Source organism: Kitasatospora sp. NPDC059673 (assembly GCF_042734215.1).
In the GTDB taxonomy this organism is placed as follows: Bacteria; Actinomycetota; Actinomycetes; order Streptomycetales; family Streptomycetaceae; genus Kitasatospora.
The window spans coordinates 54,137-71,254 of record NZ_JBHWEN010000008.1 but is presented as its reverse complement, the minus strand read 5'-3'; the positions used below and the strand labels follow the sequence as shown (position 1 = coordinate 71,254).

Genomic DNA, 17,118 nt, shown 5'->3' with positions numbered 1-17,118 from the left:
GGCGCGGCCCGGTGGGGAAACCATCCGATCGTGTCCGGGGAGTGCGATCGGTCGTTGTGCCCGGCGGGTGGTTTCGCACGACAGCGGGAGGACGGCATGCACGCCGCGGTACGGCGCTGGGCCCGGCGGGCGGCCGTGGCCGGACTGGTCCTGCTGACCGGCTGCTCCGGCGTGTTCGGCTGGGACGACGCCGGACCGCCGTCCCGCGCCCGGCTCACCATCGGCCCCGCCGACGGCGCGCAGGACGTCGCGCTGGACGGCGCGGTCAAGGTGACGGTCGCCCAGGGCCGCCTGCTGGACGTCAGGCTGACCGACGACAAGGGCGCCCGGGTGCCCGGCACGCTCAGCGACGACGCCACCGGCTGGACGCCCGATGCCCGGCTCACCGGCGCCACCGCCTACAGCCTGGACGCCACAGCCGAGGACGCCGACGGGCTGCGCGCCGTCCAGCGCGTCCGGTTCGCCACGGTGCCGCCCGACCGCACCGTCGTCGCCTTCTTCACCCCCGAGGACGGCTCCACCGTCGGCGTCGGCATGCCCGTGTCGCTGCGCTTCTCCCGCCCGGTCGAGAACCGGTCCGCCGTGGAACGGGCCGTCTCCGTCACCGCCGAGCCGCCGCAGGAGATCGCCGGGCACTGGTTCGGCGACCAGCGCCTCGACTTCCGCCCGCACGCCTTCTGGCCGCCCGGCACCAGAGTCACCCTGGGGCTGCGGCTCAAGGACGTGGAGGCCGCGCCCGGCTACCTCGGCACCCAGAACAAGGACGTCCACTTCACCGTCGGCCGCGCGCTGATCGCCACCGTCGACCTGGACCGGCACACCATGACGGTCCGCCAGGACGGACGCCTGCTGCGCACCCTGGAGGTCAGCGGCGGCAGCCCCGAGCACTCCACCTACCTGGGCACCATGGTGGTCTCCGAGCGCTTCGAGGTGACCAGGATGAACTCGCAGACCGTCGGCCTCGGCGACGAGTACGACATCAAGGACGTCCCGCACGCGCTGCGGCTCACCACCTCCGGCACCTTCGTGCACGGCAACTACTGGACCGACCGCGGGGTGTTCGGGGCCGCCAACACCAGCCACGGCTGCATCGGCCTGGCCGACACCAGCGACGGCGACGCCGGCACCCCGGCCGGCTGGCTCTACCAGCACACCCTGGTCGGTGACGTGGTGGAGGTGCGCGGCTCGCACGGCGACCGGGTCTCGCCCGACAACGGCCTGAACGGCTGGAACCTGCCGTGGTCGCAGTGGACGGTCGGGCGGTCGGCCGCAGTTCACTGAACCGGCACCCGGCTCCCTCGGAAGATTCACTCAGCTTCGCCGGTTATCCTGACCCGCGCGCGCCCGACACGGTCGGGAACGCGGTGGGCTGTGCATACCGGAGGGGAGCAGCGCGGTGAAGGCGGTTCAGAAGGCCGAGGCCGGAATAGTCGGGGGCGGGCGGCGGGCGCGCCGGGCCGCGACGGCCGTGCTGGTGGGTGGTGTCCTGCTGCTCGGTACGGCCTGCAGCAGCGGCGGCGGTTCGGGCGACGCCAAGGGCGGTAGCGGCGGCGGTTCCTCGTCCTCCTCGGACGCGGCGCCGAAGGTGTCGACCGCTCAGCTGACGGTCACGCCGGCCGACGGCGCGAACGACGTGGCGCCCAAGGACGGCCTCCAGGTGACGGTGGCCAGCGGCAAGCTGACCACGGTCGCGGTGACCGACAAGAACGGAAAGGCGGTGTCCGGCGAGATCGCCGCCGACGGCCTGAGCTGGAAGCCCACCGAGCAGCTGACGGTCGGCACCACGTACACGGTGAACGCGCAGGCGACCGACTCGGCCGGCCTGGTGGCCGCCTCCACCACCACCTTCACCACGCTGACGCCGGCCAAGAAGGTCGCCACCAACGACAACATCGCCGACAACGGCCAGTACGGCGTCGGCATGATCGTCTCGGTGAACTTCAGCAAGGCCGTCAAGAACAAGGACGCCGTGCTGGCCGGCATCACCGTCGAGGGCTCGGACGGCACGGTGGCCAAGGGCCACTGGTTCGGCAACTCCCGGCTGGACTTCCGGCCGGAGAAGTACTGGAAGCCCGGCACCAAGGTGACGGTGAAGTACCGGCTGAAGAACGTCGAGATCGCGCCCGACATGTACGGCGACGTGGACAAGGACGAGCCGTTCACCATCGGCCGCTACCAGGTCTCGACGGTGGACGCCGCGACCCACATGATGACGGTCTCGCGGGGCGGCAACGACAACCAGACCATTCCGATCACGGCGGGCGACGACCAGAACCCGTCCTGGAACGGCACCATGGTGATCGCCACCAAGGAGAAGGTCACCCGGATGAACTCCGCCACGGTGTCCAACATCAAGGGCAAGGAGTACGACGTCCCGGACGTGCCGCACGCGATGCGGCTGACCACCTCCGGCACCTATGTGCACGGCAACTACTGGGGCGACGCGTTCGGCAAGTCGAACGCCAGCCACGGCTGCGTGGGCCTCGCCGACGCCAAGGGCGGCAGCGACAGTTCGAGCGCCGGCAAGTACTTCAACTCGTCGATGGTCGGCGACGTGGTCAAGATCGTGAACTCCAAGAACGGCAAGACGGTCGCCGGGGACAACGGTCTGAGCGGCTGGACCATCCCGTGGAGCCAGTGGTAACCCGCGCCGGTCGATCGGCAGTGACGGCCCGGTGATCTTTTGATCGCCGGGCCGTCGGCCGTTCGTGACCGTACCGGGACACTTGGCGCGCAACGTTTTCCGTGTTCGACCCGTCATATCAACCGAAAGACCTGTCAGCCGACAGGCAGGGTGTTGGGGAGAGCAGGAACGTGAAGGCTATACGCGGGGGTTACGCGGTGGGGGCGCTCGCAGGTGCCCTGGTGCTGATGGCCACGGCCGGCTGCAGCACAAACCCGGCCAAGGCCGACAGCCCCGCGGCGGCGGCCAGTTCGGCCAAGCCGACCGTGTCGGCCGCGACCATCGCCATCGAACCCGCCAACAACGCCACCGACGTCAAGACCACCGGCGCGGTCAAGGTCGCGGCCACCGGCGGCAAGCTGACCTCCGTCAAGGTCACCGGCCCCGACGGGGTCGAGGTGCCCGGCGCGCTCACCTCCGACGGCACCGGCTGGGCGCCGTCCGGCAACCTCAAGATATCCACCGCCTACACGGTGGACGCGCTCGCCGAGGACTCCCAGGGCGTGGTCGCCAACGCGCGTTCCACCTTCTCCACCCTCACCCCCGAGAAGGACGCCGGCGTCAGCGACAACATCGCCGACAACGAGCAGTACGGCGTCGGCATGATCGTCTCGGTCCGGTTCAACCGGGCGGTGAAGAACAAGGACGCGGTGCTGGCCGGCATCACCTTCGAGGCCAACGACGGCACCGTGGTCAAGGGCCACTGGTTCAACGACAAGCGGCTGGACTTCCGCCCCGAGAAGTACTGGAACCCCAACACCAAGGTCACCGTCCACTACAAGCTCAAGGACGTGGAGACCGCGCCCGGCGTGTACGGCGGCGTCGACAAGGACGAGCCGTTCACCATCGGCCGCTCCCAGATCTCCACCGCCGACGTCAACACCCACCGCATGACGGTCGTCCGCGACGGCCAGCAGACCGACTCCATCCCGTTCACCGCCGGCAAGCCCGGCTACGAGACCTGGAGCGGCTCCATGGTGGTCGAGGGCATGGAGGGCACCACCCGGATGACCTCCGCCGGCGTCACCAAGGCAGGATCCGGCGACGAATACGATCTGGTGGTTCCGCATGCCATCAGGTTGACCGACACCGGCACCTACGTGCACGGAAACTACTGGGGCGCGGGCGTCATCGGCCGCTCCAACGGCAGCCACGGCTGCATCGGCCTGACCGACACCCAGGGCGGCAGCGCGAGCAGCCCCGCGGGCAAGTTCTACGCCTCCACGCTGGTCGGCGACGTGATCACGGTGGTCAACTCCAAGGGCGCGGTGGTCGACCCGGTCAACGGGCTCGGCGGCTGGAACCTCAACTGGTCGCAGTGGTGATCGTCGGGCGCCTGTTCGGTTGCTGACGGCATATGCCAAATGTGCGGTGATCGTTTGCTCATTGTCCGTACGCGGCTGCCCACGTTCCGCAATGATGGGCGCCATGGCGGGATGGGGCGAAGCGGAACAGGCATCACTTCCATTGGTCGACACCCGCGGTGACGGCTCGTCAGGAGCCGGCACCGCGGTCGTGCTCGCCGAACTGGAACGGATGACCGCGGACGAGATGGAGCACGCCTTCCTGGGCGTGCTCCGCGATGCCGACGTCGCGGAAGAGGTGCGACTGCCCTCCCGGCCGGAGTCGGCCGGGGTCGCGCGGCGGCTGGTGCTCTCGGTCTTACAGTCCTGGAAGCTCCACCATCTGCTGGAAGTCGGGGAGCTGCTCACCGGGGAACTGGTCGCCAACGCCGTGCGACATGCCGGCGGGCGAATGATCGGACTCAAACTGATCAGGCGGCCCGGCTGGCTGCGGATCGAAGTCCGGGACTCCTCGCGGGCGATGCCCTGCTTGATACTCGCCCCCGAGATCGGCTACCAGAACGGCCACGGCCTACAAGTGGTCAACGAACTCGCCGACCGCTGGGGAGCGGACCTGCTGCCACGCGGCAAGGGCGTCTGGTTCGAGGTGCGGACCCGAGTCTGACCCTTTTTGCTCGGACTTTTTTGGAAAACGATGCGGGGCCCCTGTCCGCGGTTGTTCGCGGTCCGGGGCCCCTGCGCGTCATCCGGCAGCCAAGGGGGTGCGTGCCGCCGGATGGAAGTGGCCGGGCTGTAACGCCCTGCACGCATAACTATCGCACGCCGCGACCCTAAAAACAAGTCGAAACCAAGGCCGATCCTTAGCTAAACCTTAGGATCTCAGGCCACCTCTAAATCATCTCATAATCCGGACGCGCACCAACAGCCTCCAGAGGTCCCCCGAACCGGGACCTTCTAGCTATGGCCGAACCCCCGGACCGACGCGAAGCCCCTGCGGGGAGCTTCTGGTGGTGTCGGGGAAGTGCTGCCGGGCGACCCGCGAGCGATCACCGAGAAGGCCGGGGCCCCCTGCGGGAGCCTCCGGCGGCTGGGCTGGGGTGGTGGGGGTCAGCACTCGATGACGTTGACGGCGAGGCCGCCGCGGGAGGTTTCCTTGTACTTGATCTTCATGTCGGCGCCGGTCTCCTTCATGGTCTTGATGGCCTTGTCGAGGGAGACGTGGTGGCGGCCGTCGCCGCGGAGGGCCATGCGGGCGGCGGTGACGGCTTTGACGGAGGCCATGCCGTTGCGTTCGATGCAGGGGATCTGGACGAGGCCGCCGACGGGGTCGCAGGTGAGGCCGAGGTTGTGCTCGATGCCGATTTCGGCGGCGTTCTCGACCTGTTCGGGGGTGCCGCCGAGGACGTCGGCGAGGCCGCCCGCGGCCATGGAGCAGGCGGAGCCGACTTCGCCCTGGCAGCCGACCTCGGCGCCGGAGATGGAGGCGTTCTCCTTGAAGAGCATGCCGATGGCGCCTGCGGCGAGGAGGAAGCGGACGATGCCGTCCTCGTCGGCGCCAGGGATGAAGTTCAGGTAGTAGTGCAGAACGGCGGGGATGATGCCGGCGGCGCCGTTGGTGGGGGCGGTGACGACGCGGCGGCCGGAGGCGTTCTCCTCGTTGACGGCCATCGCGTAGAGGGTGACCCATTCCATCGCGTTGCCGGGGCCGATGCCCTCCGCGCGCATGGCGCGGGCGGCGGACGCGGCGCGGCGGCGGACCTTGAGGCCGCCCGGGAGGATGCCCTCGCGGGACATGCCGGCGGCCACGCACTCCTTCATGACGTCCCAGATTTCGAGCAGCCCGGCCCGGATCTCGGCCTCGGTGCGCCAGGCCTTCTCGTTCTCCAGCATCAGGCCGGAGATGGACAGGCCGGTCTCCCGGGTCAGGCGGAGCAGTTCCTCGCCGGTGCGGAAGGGGTGGCGCAGCACGGTGTCGTCGGGCTTGACCCGGGCCTGGCCGATCGCGTCCTCGTCGACCACGAAGCCGCCGCCGACGGAGTAGTAGGTCTTTTCGAGGAGCACCTCCCCGGCCGCGTCGTAGGCCCACAGGGCCATGCCGTTGGCGTGGTAGGGCAGGGCCTTGCGGCGGTGCAGGATCAGCTGGGTGTCGGGGTCGAAGGCGATCTCGTGGCGGCCCAGCAGGTTGAGCCGCTTGGCGGCGCGGATCCGTTCGACGTCGAGGTCGGCCTGGTCGACGTCGACGGTGCGGGGGGAGTTGTTCTCCAGGCCGAGCAGGACGGCCTTGGGGGTGCCGTGGCCGTGGCCGGTGGCGCCGAGGGAGCCGTACAGCTCGGCGCGGAGCGAGGCGACCTGGTCGAGGTGTCCTTCGGAGGCGAGCCGGCGGGCGAACATCCGGGCGGCGCGCATCGGGCCGACGGTGTGCGAGGAGGACGGTCCGATGCCGATGGAGAAGAGGTCGAAGACGCTGATGGCCACGGGGTGACGTCCTTGTCTGGTCTCGTGGAGTGGTTCGTCCGGTGGGACGGGGACTGCGCATGGAACGGGGCACCGCGCGCACGTCTTCCAGTGTGCGTGGTGCCCCGGGGGTTCCGGGCGACCGCCAGGTGTCGGTGGCCGCGAGGAAGGGTTACAGCTCGGGGTACAGCGGGTGCTTCGCGGCGAGCGCGGTGACCCGGGCCTTCAGCGACTCGGCCTTGGCGGCGTCGAAGCCGGGCTTGAGGGTCTCCGCGATGACGTCGGCGACCTCGCGGAAGTCCTCGGCGTCGAAGCCGCGGGTGGCCAGCGCCGGGGTGCCGATGCGCAGACCCGAGGTGACCATCGGCGGGCGCGGGTCGTTCGGGACGGCGTTGCGGTTGACGGTGATGCCGACCTCGTGCAGGCGGTCCTCGGCGTCCTGGCCGTTGAGCTCGCTGTTGCGCAGGTCGACCAGCACCAGGTGCACGTCGGTGCCGCCGGACAGGACGGAGACGCCGGAGGCGGTCACGTCCTCCTGGAGCAGGCGCTCGGCGAGGATCTTCGCGCCTTCCAGGGTACGGCGCTGACGGTCCTTGAACTCGTCGGTGGCCGCGACCTTGAAGGCCACCGCCTTGCCGGCGATGACGTGCTCCAGCGGGCCGCCCTGCTGGCCGGGGAAGACCGCGGAGTTGATCTTCTTGGCGAACTCGGCCTTGGACAGGATGACGCCGCCGCGCGGGCCGCCCAGGGTCTTGTGGGTGGTGGTGGTGACCACGTCCGCGTACGGCACCGGGGAGGGGTGCAGGCCCGCGGCGACCAGGCCGGCGAAGTGCGCCATGTCGACCATCAGCAGGGCGCCGACCTCGTCCGCGATGCGGCGGAACTCGGCGAAGTCCAGCTGACGCGGGTAGGCGGACCAGCCGGCGATGATCAGCTTGGGCTGGTGCTCCTTGGCGAGGCGCTCGACCTCGGCCATGTCGACCTGGCCGGTCTTCTCGTCCACGTGGTAGGCGGCCACGTTGTAGAGCTTGCCGGAGAAGTTGATCTTCATGCCGTGGGTCAGGTGACCGCCGTGGGCCAGGTTCAGGCCCAGGATGGTGTCGCCCGGCTGGATCAGCGCGAACATCGCCGCGGCGTTCGCCTGCGCGCCGGAGTGCGGCTGCACGTTGGCGTGCTCGGCGCCGAACAGCTCCTTGACCCGGTCGATGGCGAGCTGCTCGACCACGTCGACGTGCTCGCAGCCGCCGTAGTAACGGCGGCCGGGGTAGCCCTCGGCGTACTTGTTGGTGAGCACCGAGCCCTGGGCCTCCATGACCGCCACCGGGGCGAAGTTCTCGGAGGCGATCATTTCCAGGGTGGTCTGCTGGCGGTGCAGCTCGGCGTCGACCGCGGCGGCGATCTCCGGGTCGAGCGCGTGGAGGGACTGGTTGAGAACCGTCATAGGGGAGATCTCCCGGTCAGGCGCCGATGAAGGCGGTGTAGCCGTCGGCGTCGAGCAGCTCGTCGGTCGCCTCGACCCGGACCTTGAACAGCCAACCGCCCTCGAAGGGCTCCGAGTTGACCAGGGCCGGGTCGTCGATGACCTCCTGGTTGACCTCGGTGACCTCGCCGGTGGCGGGGGAGAAGAGGTCGCTGACCGACTTGGTGGACTCGAGCTCGCCACAGGTCTCACCGGCGGTGACGGTGTCACCCACCGCGGGGAGCTGGACGTAGACGATGTCGCCGAGGGCGTCGGCCGCGTGCGCGGTGATGCCGACCGTCGACACCCCGTCCACGGCGGCGGTCAGCCACTCGTGCTCCTTGGTGTACTGCAGGTGCGTGGGGTTGCTCATGACGTCATTCTCCAGGATCGCAAGAGGGGAGGGCGCGGCCGTCCGCTGGGCGGACGAACCGGAAAAATCTGCTCGGACAGCAGGTGAAGGGCTGATCGAAGGTCAGCGGGCGCGCTTGTAGAACGGCAGCGCGACGACCTGGACGGGCTCGGCCTTGCCACGCACGTCCACCGCGACGGTGGTGCCCGGCTCGGCGTGCGCGGCGTCCACGTACGCGATGGCGATCGGCTTGCCCAGGGTCGGGGACGGCGAGCCGGAGGTGATCCGGCCGATCACGGCGCCCTCGGCGTCCACCACGGAGTACTCGGCGCGCGGGACGCGGCGGCCCTCGGAGACCAGGCCGACCAGCTTGCGCGGCGGGTTGGCCTCGGCTGCGGCCGAGGCCTCCTCCAGCGCCTTGCGGCCGACGAACTCGCCGCCGTTGGTGGTCTTGTCGAAGCGCACCACCCGGCCGAGGCCGGCGTCGAACGGGGTCAGCTCGGTGGACAGCTCGTGCCCGTACAGCGGCATGCCGGCCTCCAGGCGCAGCGTGTCGCGGCAGGACAGGCCGCAAGGGACCAGGCCCTCGGCGGTGCCGGCCTCGGTCAGCGCCGTCCACAGGTGCTCGGCGTCGGCGGGGGCGCAGAAGATCTCGAAGCCGTCCTCGCCGGTGTAGCCGGTACGGGCCAGCCAGACCTGACGGTCGGCCACGGTGGCGGGCAGCAGCGCGTAGTACTTGAGGCCGGGCAGGTCGGCGTCGGTGAGCTTGGCCAGGATGCCGTTGGCCTCCGGGCCCTGGACGGCGAGCAGCGCGTAGGCGTCGCGGTCGTCGCGGACGGTGGCGTCGAAGCCGGCCGCGCGCTCGGTCAGGGCGTCCAGCACCACCTGGGCGTTGGAGGCGTTGGCGACCACCAGGTACTCGTCGTCCGCGGTGCGGTAGACGATCAGGTCGTCCAGGATGCCGCCGTCCTCGCGGCAGATCATGGTGTAGCGGGCGCGCAGCACGCCGAGCGCGGAGATGAAGCCGACCAGCGCGTGGTCGAGCAGTTCGCCGGCCTGCGGGCCGGAGACGGTGATCTCGCCCATGTGCGACAGGTCGAACAGGCCGGCCTTGGTGCGGACCGCGAGGTGCTCCTCGCGCTCGCTGCCGTAGCGCAGCGGCATGTCCCAGCCCGCGAAGTCGGTCATGGTGGCGCCGAGCGAGCGGTGCAGCGCGTCGAGCGCGGTCAGGCGGAGGGACACGGCAGGACTCCCGGGATCTGGAAACGGGCAGGCTGGGGCGAACCTCCCCGTCTGTCGTCGAACCTGAGAGCTTCACCGCCATCCGAAAGGATGGCGGTTTGCACCGTGGGTGGGCGCACGGCGCGGCCGTGTCCACTTTCCAGATCTGCCTCGCCCGGGCGGTAAGGGGGCCTGAGAGATTCCGGGGAGGACTTGCTCCTTCGGCGCCGGTCGCGACCGGATGACGGTCGTTCCGGCTCTCCCGCGCGGGTTCGAGCGGCCGGTATGAAGTTTGGGCGGGCCCATCATGGCATGCCGGGGCCCGCTGGTGGGAGTGGGGTTCGACCGCGATCGCCGCGGGGCACTCGTGCGCGCCGCTAACCTGAACACAACCGTGAGTGTGGAGGGGCGAGATGGGGTTCCCGCTGGGTCAGGTTCCGGAAGGCGGGAGCTGGCCGGCCAACGAGCTGGAGCAGGTGCTGATGGCGGCCCTGGGCGACCCGGGGGCGACACCCAGGGTGATCGAGGTGCTGGCCCGCAGCCAGGTGTGGATTCCGCTGCCGGCCGGTGCCGACCCGCAGTCCGGCGAGCTCGACCTGCCGACCCTCGAACTCGCGGGCGCGCCCTACGTGCCGGTGTACAGCTCGCAGGAGCTGTACCTGCAGCACGCGCCGGGCATCCCGTTCGCGATCGCCCCGATGTGGGAGTTCGCCCGGGGCCTGCCGCTGGGCATCGGCATCGCGGTCAACCCCGAGGCGCCGGTGGGCATCCCGGTGCCGCCGGAGGGGGTGGGGGAGCTGCGGCGCGGGCCGCGCGGCGAGCAGTGGGAGGCGCAGGGCGTCACCGAGGGCGCGCGGGTGGCGCTCAAGGAACCCGAGCCGCACCAGGAGCCGTTCGCCTTCCTGGCCGCCGCGACCGGCGAACTCGCCGCCCTGCCCGGTGTGTTGACGGCCCGGCGGGCGCTGGCCCGGGTGGAGGGCGAGTCGACCCTGCTGTACATCGGCGTCCAGCTGGACCCGGCGGCCCCCGCCGACCCCGGTGACGTCAACCTGGCGCTCGGCCGGGCGCTCGGAACCGCGGCGCCGAGTTGGGGCGTCCACCTGGTGCTGCTCGACCTGGTCGCCGACCCGGTGGTGGACTGGCTGCTGGGGCGGGTACAGCCCTTCTACGTCAGACCGTGAATCCACCGGATGTCCGGGACGGCGGCATGACGGCTGTCGGGCGCGCCCCATAGGGTTGCTCCGGCACACCGCCGCGCGGTGGACGGGCGGACGAGGGAAGTCGAGAAAGAGGCGACGACGTGACGGGAGCAGCCGGCGATCCGGGCGCGATCGAGCGCGCCCTCGCAGCGGTCGCACCGGAGCGCTGGGAGGCGTACGAGGGGTTGTTGCGCGCTCTCGCGAGCGGGCAGGTCTGGATGCTGCTGTGGCACGGCAGCCCGGGCAGCCCGGACGCCCAGTACGGGAACATGGACGTCGGCGGGCACGGCTACGCGCCCTGTGTGACCTCCCCGGGGCAGCTGGCGGCCAGTGGCTGGGCGCGCGGCCACGAGGTGGTGTCCGGGCCGGAGATCGCCGGCTCCCTGTACCGCTCCCGCTGGGGCCTGTGGCTGGACCCGCACCGCCCCGGCGGCGGCATCGGCGTGCCGTGGGCCGACCTGCGGCGGATCGCCGTCGGCCTGGACCGGCTGCCGGCCGGGCCGCTGCGGATCTCCGAACCGACCGGCCAGGCACCGCAGTTCTTCGCCGTGCTGGAACAACAGGCCGCCGAGGTGCGCCCGTTGCGCTCGCTGCGCCGGGCCTGGGTGCAACCGGTGCTGGGCGAGCCGTACTTGGCGATCGGACTGGATCTCTACGACACCTCGCCGCAGGCCGTGGAGGCGGCCAGGGCGCTGGTGCAGCGGGCCGCCGCGCACGCCCCCGAGGGGCCGGCCGTCTCGACCGTGATGATGGCCGACGAGTTCGACCCGGTGGCGATGTGGCTGCGGGCCAACGCCCGCCCGTTCTTCGACCGGCAGGGCCCGCCGCAGGCCTACTCCACCGGTTTCGGTTACGCAGCGCAACCGCCGGCCGGGCCCGCGCCGGGCTGGCCGCAGCCCCAGTGGCCGGGCTATCCGGGCCGCTGACCGCACCCCGGCGGAACGCCTGAAGACCCCCGTACGAACCTTCCCCCGAAGGTCGGCGGGGGTTTTCCGCTGTTGCGCGCTCTACGCGTGCCACCAACGGCGCCACCTGGCGTTTCCCCGCCACTGGCGGGGTGTCGTCAGTGTGCCCCTTGACGTGCGAGTGACAGCTGTGTGAAGAGCGATATGCCAGCGCAACGAATGTGCATGCGAGCAGATCACGGTTAGGCATCCTTCGCCATGGGGGTCTTCCGTCCGGCACATCCAATGACGGAGAGTGCTGCCCAATGCGGAGCGCGAGACGATCCTCACGAAGGTGAACGTGCCGCCGCCACAGCATGAACCGCACGATGCGCATCTCCGTGCGGCAGCACCATGCGCGCCGGGGCACTCCGCCCGGCGTCGAACGGCACCACCCGCAACGCCCTGCTTGCCAAACGCACTTCTGCACCGCCGCATCGGCACCCGGCACCACCGCAACCGCTCTGCCTTCCGCACCAAACGCGACTCCGTGGGCCGGCCACCGTCGGCGAGGGGAACGAACTGACTCATGACCACACCCACCGAGACCTCGGGTCCGCCGGCCGGCGCGCAGCCTGACGGCGCGTCAACTTCCGAGCCGGCCAAGAAGATCGAGGGTCGCTCGCCGGGCCGGATCGCCTGGGACCGCCTCAAGCGCGACAAGATCGCGCTGGCCGGCGGTGTCGTGGTGATCCTGCTGGTGCTCGCGGCGATCTTCGCGCCGGTGCTGAGCTCGATGTTCGGCCACCCGCCGAACGAACCGCACCCGGACCAGATCAACCCCGACCTCGGCCTGCCCAAGGGCGCGTTCGGCGGCATCAGCAGCGACTTCCTGCTGGGTGTCGACCCGACGTTCGGCCGCGACGTGTTCTCCCGGATCCTCTTCGGTGCGCAGATCTCGATGCTGGTGGCGCTCGGCGCCGCCGTGCTGTCGGTCTGCATCGGTGTGGTCATGGGCGTCATGGCCGGCTACTTCGGCGGCTGGGTGGACGCGTTCATCAGCCGCGTCATGGACATCCTGCTGGCCTTCCCGCAGCTGCTGTTCAGCATCGCGCTGGTGTCGGTGATGCCCACCTCGGCGTTCGGCATCCCGGACCAGTGGCTGCGGCCGCTCATTCTGGTCTTCGTCATCGGCTTCTTCGGCTGGCCGTACATCGGGCGCATCGTCCGAGGCCAGGCCATGTCCCTGCGCGAACGGGAGTTCGTGGACGCGGCCCGCAGCCTCGGCGCCGGCCGCACCCACATCCTGTTCCGCGAACTCCTGCCCAACCTGGTGGCGCCGATCCTGGTCTACGCGACCCTGATCATCCCCACCAACATCCTCAACGAGGCGGCGCTCAGCTTCCTCGGGGCCGGTGTCCGCCCGCCCACCGCTTCCTGGGGGCAGATGCTCTCCGACGCGGTCCGGATCTACGAGGCGGACCCCATGTACATGGTCGTTCCCGGCCTCGCCATCTTCATCACCGTGCTCGCCTTCAACCTCTTCGGTGACGGCCTGCGCGACGCGCTCGACCCCAAGGGCAACTGAGCCCGCGACTCTGGAGGTTTCCAACCCATGAAGCGAAACAGGACGCTCGCGGTCGCCGCCCTCGCGGCCACCCTCGCGCTCACCGCCACTGCCTGCGGCGGCAGCAAGGACAGCGGCGACGAGAGCAGCAACAAGGGCGGCGCGGGCTTCAACGCGGCCGTCGACAAGGTGGTGAACGCGTCCGACAAGAAGGGCGGCACCCTCAACATGTGGACCACCACCGACGTGGACTCGCTCGACCCCGGTCGCGCGTACTACGCCTCGGTGTGGAACTTCGAGCGCTTCTACGCCCGCACCCTGCTCGCCTTCGACGGCAAGCCGGGCAAGGAGGGCCTGAAGCTGGTCCCCGACCTGGCCGCCGCCCAGCCGGAGATCTCTGCGGACGCCAAGACCTACACCTTCAAGCTGAAGCCGGGTCTGAAGTTCGAGGACGGCTCGGTCATCACCTCGAAGGACATCAAGTACGGCATCGAGCGCATCTTCGCGCAGGACGTCATCTCCGGCGGCCCGACCTACCTGATCAACGAGCTGGACCAGGGCCAGAACTACAAGGGCCCCTACACCGACTCGGACCCGAACAAGCTCGGCCTGAAGACCGTCCTGACCCCGGACGACAACACCATCGTCTTCAACCTGGCCAAGCCCAACTCGGACTTCCCGTACCTGCTGGCCATGGGCTCCGCCGCCCCGGTCCCGCAGAAGCTGGACACCGGCGCCCAGTACGGCCAGAAGCCGGTCTCCTCCGGCCCGTACAAGTTCAAGTCGGCCGAGCCGGGCAAGCTCTACGAGCTGGTCCGCAACGAGAACTGGGACCCGGCCTCCGACCCGTTCCGCAAGGCGCTGCCGGACGTCGTCAAGCTGACCGTCACCACCAACGCCGACGACATGGACGCGCAGCTGCTGGCGAACACCGCCGACCTCGACTGGGCCCAGACCGGCCTGTCGCAGGCCGCGCAGGTCAAGGTGCTGCAGGACCAGGCGCTGAAGGCCAACACCGACGACCCGTACAACGGCTTCATCCGCTACGTCAGCCTCGCCCCGTCGGTCGCCCCGTTCGACAACCAGCACTGCCGCAACGCGGTGCTGTACGCGGCCGACACCACCGCCCTGCAGACCGCCCGCGGCGGCTCGGTGGCCGGCTCGATCTACGGCTCGATGCTGCCCCCGAACATCCTCGGCTCGGACGACTACGACCCGTACAAGCTGACCCAGGGCAAGCCGAACATCGAGAAGGCCAAGGAAGAGCTGAAGGCCTGCGGCAAGCCGGAAGGCTTCAAGACCAACATCGCGGTGCGCGGCAACAAGCCGAAGGAGGTCAACTCCGCGGTGGCGCTGCAGACCGCCCTCAAGGCCGTCAACATCGACGTCACGGTCCAGCAGTACGACGGCAAGCTGATCGCCTCCGAGATCGGCGCGCCCGACGTGGTCAAGTCCAAGGGCTACGGCCTGATCGTGATGGGCTGGGGCGCCGACTTCCCGACCGGCTCCGGCTACATGCAGCCGCTGATGGACGGCCGCTTCATCCCGAGCAACGGCAACAGCAACTACTCCGAGATCAACGACCCGGAGATCAACGGCTGGTTCGACCAGGCCGCGCAGCAGACCGACCCGGCCAAGGCCGCCGAGCTGTACAAGAAGATCAACCACAAGGTGATCGACGGCGGCTACTACCTGCCGATCGTCGCCGACAAGGCCCTGAACTGGCGCAACCCGCGCCTGACCAACGTCTACATCTCCGACGCGTTCGGCGAGGTGGACTTCCAGGCCCTCGGCGTCTCCGACGGCAAGTGACCTGACCTTCTCCCTTTAGTTCGCACCGCTAGTCCGAAGGGCAGGTGAAGGCCCTGCCCGGTCCGGCCGGAACAGTCCCCCACCGGGGACGTCCGGCCGGACCGTGGCAGGGCCGACCGCAGTGCTCGTGTATCTCTTCAGGCGACTGATCAACGTCGTCCTCATGCTGCTGGTGGTCGCTGCGGTGACCTTCGGCATCTTCTTCATGGTGCCCAAGCTCACCGGAACCGACCCCGCGCTGCTCTACGTGGGCAAGATCGCGGACAAGGTGGCCGTCGAGGGTATCCGCCACAAGATGGGCCTCGACAAGTCGATCGTCGAACAGTTCTGGCTCTTCCTGAAGGGCATCGTCGTCGGCCGCGACTACAACGCCGGCACCGACGTGACCCACTGCTACGCCCCCTGCCTGGGCTACTCGTTCAAGACCGAGCGGGCGGTCTGGCCGCTGCTGCTCAACCGGGTCGGCGTGGACGCTTCGCTGGCCGTCGGTGCCTCGATCCTGTGGCTGGTGTTCGGCACCGCCACCGGCGTCATCTCCGCGCTGCGCCGGGGCACCCCGCTGGACCGCATCAGCATGTCCGTCGCGCTGGCCGGCGTCTCGCTGCCGATGTACTTCACCGGCATGGTCGCGCTCGCGGTCTTCGTCGGACAGCTCGGCTGGTTCCCGCGCAAGTACACGGACTTCACGGTCGATCCGGTGGCCTGGTTCCAGGGGCTGGTACTGCCCTGGATCACCCTGGCCTTCCTGTTCGCGGCGACCTACGCCCGACTCAGTCGCGCCACCCTGCTGGACGTGCTCGGCGAGGACTACATCCGCACCGCGCGCGCCAAGGGCCTCAAGGAGCCGGTGGTCATCGGCAAGCACGCCCTGCGTTCCACGCTGACGCCGATCCTGACCATCTTCGGCATGGACCTCGGCGGTCTGCTCGGCGGCGCGGTGCTCACCGAGTCCACCTTCAACCTGCGCGGGCTCGGCTACGAGGCGGTCCAGTCGATCGCCTCCAGCGACCTACCGGTGATCATGGGTGTGACGCTCTTCGCCGCGTTCTTCATCGTGATGGCCAATCTCCTGGTTGACCTGCTGTACGCCGTCGTCGATCCCCGGGTGAAGCTGGCATGAGCAACAACGACAAGCCCCTCCAGGCTGACAAGCCCTTTCTGTCCGTCCGCGACCTGAAGGTGCACTTCCCGACCGACGACGGACTGGTCAAGTCCGTCAACGGCCTGAGCTTCGACCTGGAGCGCGGGAAGACCCTGGGCATCGTCGGCGAGTCCGGCTCCGGAAAGTCCGTCACCTCGCTGTCGATCATGGGCCTGCACCGCACCGGCAGCAAGCGCGGCGCCCCGCAGATCTCCGGCGAAATCTGGCTGGACGGCGAGGAGTTGGTCTCGGCCAACCCGGACCAGGTGCGCAAGCTCCGCGGCCAGAAGATGGCGATGATCTTCCAGGACCCGCTGACCGCGATGCACCCGTACTACACGGTCGGCGCCCAGATCATCGAGGGCTACCGGGCCCACCACCCCGGCACCTCCAAGAAGGTCGCCCGCACCCGGGCCATCGAGATGCTCGACCGGGTCGGCATCCCGCAGCCCGACAAGCGGGTCGACAACTACCCGCACGAGTTCTCCGGCGGTATGCGCCAGCGCGCCATGATCGCCATGGCCCTGGTCAACGACCCCTCGCTGCTGATCGCCGACGAGCCGACCACCGCCCTGGACGTCACCGTCCAGGCGCAGATCCTCGACCTGATCCGGGACCTGCAGAAGGAGTTCGGCTCCGCCGTCATCATCATCACGCACGACCTGGGCGTGGTCGCCGAGATCGCCGACGACATCCTGGTCATGTACGGCGGCAAGCCCGTCGAGCGCGGCCCCGCCGCCACCATCTTCGAATCCCCCGAGCACCCCTACACCTGGGGCCTGCTCGGCTCGATGCCCCGACTCGACCGGGAGCTCCAGGACCGGCTGATCCCGGTCAAGGGCACCCCGCCGAGCCTGATCAACGTGCCGTCCGGCTGCGCGTTCCACCCGCGCTGCCCGTACGCCGAGCTCACCGGCGGCCGCTCCACCAGCGAGGTGCCCGTGCTCGCCGAGGCCGCGCCCCGGCACTTCGCCGCCTGCCACCTGCCGATCGCCGAACGCCACCGGATCTTCACCGAAGAGATCGCGCCCCGGCTGTGAGC

The 17,118-nt window shown here is 69.7% G+C and carries 14 protein-coding genes and 1 riboswitch; of the genes, 10 read left to right on the top strand and 4 right to left on the bottom strand.

Translation table 11 applies throughout. The features are described 5' to 3' along the window. The first annotated feature begins 96 nt into the window (after nucleotides 1-96). From ACFV18_RS12190 to ACFV18_RS12175, 4 genes are all read left to right on the top strand, one after another. Nucleotides 97-1,281 carry an Ig-like domain-containing protein gene (locus ACFV18_RS12190; protein WP_380482108.1) on the top strand — a complete coding sequence of 395 codons (1,185 nt, stop codon included), beginning with the start codon at nucleotides 97-99 and terminating at the stop codon, nucleotides 1,279-1,281. A gap of 115 nt (nucleotides 1,282-1,396) precedes the next feature. Further along, nucleotides 1,397-2,644 carry an Ig-like domain-containing protein gene (locus ACFV18_RS12185; RefSeq protein ID WP_380482106.1) on the top strand — a complete coding sequence of 416 codons (1,248 nt, stop codon included), beginning with the start codon at nucleotides 1,397-1,399 and terminating at the stop codon, nucleotides 2,642-2,644. Nucleotides 2,645-2,814: 170 nt separating this feature from the next. Beyond that, nucleotides 2,815-4,008, top strand: coding sequence for an Ig-like domain-containing protein (locus ACFV18_RS12180; protein ID WP_380482104.1), 1,194 nt, complete (start codon nucleotides 2,815-2,817; stop codon nucleotides 4,006-4,008). A 190-nt stretch (nucleotides 4,009-4,198) separates the two neighbouring features. Next, the gene (locus ACFV18_RS12175) at nucleotides 4,199-4,651 is read left to right on the top strand and encodes an ATP-binding protein (protein ID WP_380482102.1); all 453 of its coding nucleotides are present in this window, start codon (nucleotides 4,199-4,201) and stop codon (nucleotides 4,649-4,651) included. 443 nt (nucleotides 4,652-5,094) lie between these two features. On the opposite strand, the gene ACFV18_RS12170 is transcribed toward ACFV18_RS12175, so the two are convergent. From ACFV18_RS12170 to gcvT, 4 genes are all read right to left on the bottom strand, one after another. Then, complete coding sequence (locus ACFV18_RS12170; RefSeq protein ID WP_380482100.1) at nucleotides 5,095-6,462, bottom strand: L-serine ammonia-lyase; 1,368 nt, start codon at nucleotides 6,460-6,462, stop codon at nucleotides 5,095-5,097. A 151-nt stretch (nucleotides 6,463-6,613) separates the two neighbouring features. Then, nucleotides 6,614-7,882 carry a serine hydroxymethyltransferase gene (gene glyA / locus ACFV18_RS12165; protein ID WP_380482098.1) on the bottom strand — a complete coding sequence of 423 codons (1,269 nt, stop codon included), beginning with the start codon at nucleotides 7,880-7,882 and terminating at the stop codon, nucleotides 6,614-6,616. A gap of 16 nt (nucleotides 7,883-7,898) precedes the next feature. Next, complete coding sequence (gene gcvH / locus ACFV18_RS12160; RefSeq protein ID WP_380482096.1) at nucleotides 7,899-8,273, bottom strand: glycine cleavage system protein GcvH; 375 nt, start codon at nucleotides 8,271-8,273, stop codon at nucleotides 7,899-7,901. 102 nt (nucleotides 8,274-8,375) lie between these two features. Next, the gene (gcvT, locus tag ACFV18_RS12155; RefSeq protein ID WP_380482094.1) at nucleotides 8,376-9,494 is read right to left on the bottom strand and encodes a glycine cleavage system aminomethyltransferase GcvT; all 1,119 of its coding nucleotides are present in this window, start codon (nucleotides 9,492-9,494) and stop codon (nucleotides 8,376-8,378) included. 149 nt (nucleotides 9,495-9,643) lie between these two features. Beyond that, nucleotides 9,644-9,748: riboswitch (glycine riboswitch) on the bottom strand. 138 nt (nucleotides 9,749-9,886) lie between these two features. Between gcvT and ACFV18_RS12150 the strand changes: the two genes are divergently transcribed. The 6 genes from ACFV18_RS12150 to ACFV18_RS12125 all read left to right on the top strand — a co-directional run bounded on the left by ACFV18_RS12150 (nucleotide 9,887) and on the right by ACFV18_RS12125 (nucleotide 17,116). Next, nucleotides 9,887-10,654 (top strand): enhanced serine sensitivity protein SseB, encoded by a 768-nt coding sequence (locus tag ACFV18_RS12150; protein ID WP_380482092.1) that lies wholly within the window; start codon nucleotides 9,887-9,889, stop codon nucleotides 10,652-10,654. Nucleotides 10,655-10,773: 119 nt separating this feature from the next. Beyond that, nucleotides 10,774-11,598 carry an enhanced serine sensitivity protein SseB C-terminal domain-containing protein gene (locus ACFV18_RS12145; RefSeq protein WP_380482090.1) on the top strand — a complete coding sequence of 275 codons (825 nt, stop codon included), beginning with the start codon at nucleotides 10,774-10,776 and terminating at the stop codon, nucleotides 11,596-11,598. A 547-nt stretch (nucleotides 11,599-12,145) separates the two neighbouring features. Next, a complete protein-coding gene (locus tag ACFV18_RS12140; protein WP_380482088.1) occupies nucleotides 12,146-13,144 on the top strand; it encodes an ABC transporter permease in 999 nt (332 codons plus the stop codon). Nucleotides 13,145-13,171: 27 nt separating this feature from the next. Then, on the top strand, nucleotides 13,172-14,935 hold the full coding sequence (locus ACFV18_RS12135) for an ABC transporter substrate-binding protein (protein ID WP_380482086.1): 1,764 nt from the start codon (nucleotides 13,172-13,174) through the stop codon (nucleotides 14,933-14,935). Between the two features lie 121 nt (nucleotides 14,936-15,056). Next, nucleotides 15,057-16,055 carry an ABC transporter permease gene (locus ACFV18_RS12130; protein ID WP_380482084.1) on the top strand — a complete coding sequence of 333 codons (999 nt, stop codon included), beginning with the start codon at nucleotides 15,057-15,059 and terminating at the stop codon, nucleotides 16,053-16,055. After that, nucleotides 16,052-17,116: an ABC transporter ATP-binding protein gene (locus ACFV18_RS12125; protein ID WP_380482082.1), complete on the top strand. Its 1,065-nt coding sequence runs from the start codon at nucleotides 16,052-16,054 to the stop codon at nucleotides 17,114-17,116. Before ACFV18_RS12130 ends, ACFV18_RS12125 begins: the two co-directional genes overlap by 4 nt. Nucleotides 17,117-17,118 lie beyond the last annotated feature (2 nt).

Excerpts from the sequence above, each read along its gene's own strand:
- ACFV18_RS12190 (WP_380482108.1), top strand. The coding sequence starts at position 97 with ATGCACGCCGCGGTACGGCGCTGGGCCCGGCGGGCGGCCGTGGCCGGA.
- glyA (WP_380482098.1), bottom strand. The coding sequence starts at position 7,882 with ATGACGGTTCTCAACCAGTCCCTCCACGCGCTCGACCCGGAGATCGCC.
- gcvH (WP_380482096.1), bottom strand. The coding sequence starts at position 8,273 with ATGAGCAACCCCACGCACCTGCAGTACACCAAGGAGCACGAGTGGCTG.
- ACFV18_RS12150 (WP_380482092.1), top strand. The coding sequence starts at position 9,887 with ATGGGGTTCCCGCTGGGTCAGGTTCCGGAAGGCGGGAGCTGGCCGGCC.
- ACFV18_RS12140 (WP_380482088.1), top strand. The coding sequence starts at position 12,146 with ATGACCACACCCACCGAGACCTCGGGTCCGCCGGCCGGCGCGCAGCCT.
- ACFV18_RS12135 (WP_380482086.1), top strand. The coding sequence starts at position 13,172 with ATGAAGCGAAACAGGACGCTCGCGGTCGCCGCCCTCGCGGCCACCCTC.
- ACFV18_RS12125 (WP_380482082.1), top strand. The coding sequence starts at position 16,052 with ATGAGCAACAACGACAAGCCCCTCCAGGCTGACAAGCCCTTTCTGTCC.